The 1752-nt window shown below is 41.3% G+C and carries 3 protein-coding genes; 2 read left to right on the top strand and 1 reads right to left on the bottom strand.

Annotated features, from left to right (window positions below):
• Nucleotides 1-378, bottom strand: a 378-nt coding sequence (locus VF675_RS13610; RefSeq protein ID WP_440205381.1) for an alpha/beta fold hydrolase, incomplete at its 3' end; no start/stop codon positions are given.
• Nucleotides 379-499: 121 nt separating this feature from the next.
• On the opposite strand from VF675_RS13610, the gene VF675_RS13605 reads away from it, so the two are divergent.
• Both VF675_RS13605 and VF675_RS13600 read left to right on the top strand, forming a co-directional pair.
• Entirely contained in the window at nucleotides 500-985 is a 486-nt protein-coding gene (locus tag VF675_RS13605) for a DUF4442 domain-containing protein (RefSeq protein WP_440205380.1), read from the top strand.
• Nucleotides 986-1193: 208 nt separating this feature from the next.
• The coding region (locus VF675_RS13600; protein ID WP_440205379.1) for an alpha/beta hydrolase at nucleotides 1194-1752 on the top strand (559 nt) is incomplete at its 3' end.

The following is a 1752-nucleotide window of genomic DNA, read 5'->3' as shown; positions in this document are numbered from 1 at the left end:
ACTATACGATAAAATTCGTCCCTTTAAATCTGGATCCGTCACTGATTCCCAAGACTGAATTGAACCCCAGTCATGAGCTGCCAAGTGAAATGCACGCTGCCCCAAAACGGCATTAGCAACAGCCATTAAATCTGCAGCCAATTGAGCCAAGCTATAGGCACGAATGGATTTGGGAATGGAGGATTGTCCCGCACCACGTACATCGTAACTCACCACATAAAAATCTTGTACCAACACGGCAATCACTCGTTCCCAGACTTCTTGGTTATCTGGATAGCCATGCAGCAAAATCAATGCAGGTGCCGTTTTTTCCCCCCAAGTTTTGACATAAAGCTGTTGATAATCTGAGGTTTCAATCCATTGCGTTTGCGCTTGCATAAACATCCTGTTGGTTTTTATTGACACGATTGCTGTTGAGAATAACAAAATATGCCATAGGTTTGCTTAAATTTCATACTAATATAAAAGACAATCTGCTCTAGGCTCTATGAAATATCACATGAATCTCATCAAAAAATTACAGCAACTTCCTATCGTTTCCAAATACTTTTTAAATCGCTATCCACCCTATCGGGGTGCAGGCATTGAAATTGATCAAATCGATTTAGCCAACCACCATGTCCGTGTCAAAATGCCACTCACCCGCAAAAATCAAAATATTGTCGGCGTACATTTTGGCGGCAGCCTCTATTCCATGGTCGATCCATTTTATATGCTCATTCTGATGCATCACTTGGGTTCAAAATATATTGTTTGGGATAAAGCTGCGACGATTCATTTCCTAGCCCCTGGGCGCAGTACAGTCTATGCCGATATTCGCCTAAGTGCTGCTGAAGTCGAGGAAATCAAACAGATCGCAGAAGACTATGCGCCTCTGACACGTCAATATACGCTCAATATTATCGATGAATCAGGTGTACGAATTGCAGAAGTGCATAAAACGTTATATATCCGACGTAAAAAGCCCAAAGCCGTAGCAACGTAATTTTTAGCTCACATAAAAACGCAGAATCTAATGATTCTGCGTTGTTGGTAATATTATTTTAATCAAAAGACAAAAAGATCAATGTCACCGACAAACTTCTCTACTCTTTTTGAGCAGGTATGAATTAATTAACCTATTACTGTTGATACATCAGTGGATCATAAAAATTATAAACATTGATAGTATTTAAAATTAAAGGATCATTAAAATGAAAAAAAATCTTGTGCCAATCTTTTCCCTACTTTGTTTCTATTCATCGACATCCCTCCATGCTTTGGTGCCGAATACATTTACCAAAGTCCAGACTTTGAAAAATGTGGCTTATGGATCTCATCCTCAACAAGTGATGGATGTCTATTTCCCTGCCAAAGTACTCACAGATCAAACACCAGCCCCGCTCATGATGATGGTCCATGGCGGTGCTTGGAAAATGGGTGATAAAAATCATGCTGCTGTGGTCAAAAATAAGCTGAGTTACTGGACCAAGCAAAACTGGATTTTTGTGTCTATCAACTATAGATTAGTTCCAGATGTGACCGTACAGCAGCAAACTCAGGATATCGCCCAAGCGCTTATTTATATCCAAAATCAGGCACCGCATTGGCATGCTGACTCAAAACGCTTGGTGCTGATGGGACATTCTGCGGGCGCACACCTGGTCAGTCTATTAACCGTTCGCCCCCATTGGCTGGCACCCCAGCCACAGCCTTGGCGTGCTACAGTTGCTTTAGATAGCGCGGCTTATGATATAGAAAAGATAATGCAAA

The organism is Acinetobacter sp. Lyrl_1, assembly GCF_051948795.1.
Classification (GTDB): Bacteria; Pseudomonadota; Gammaproteobacteria; order Pseudomonadales; family Moraxellaceae; genus Acinetobacter; species Acinetobacter towneri.
Note: the sequence above shows the minus strand (reverse complement) of the source record. Positions and strands in the feature narration are given on the sequence as shown.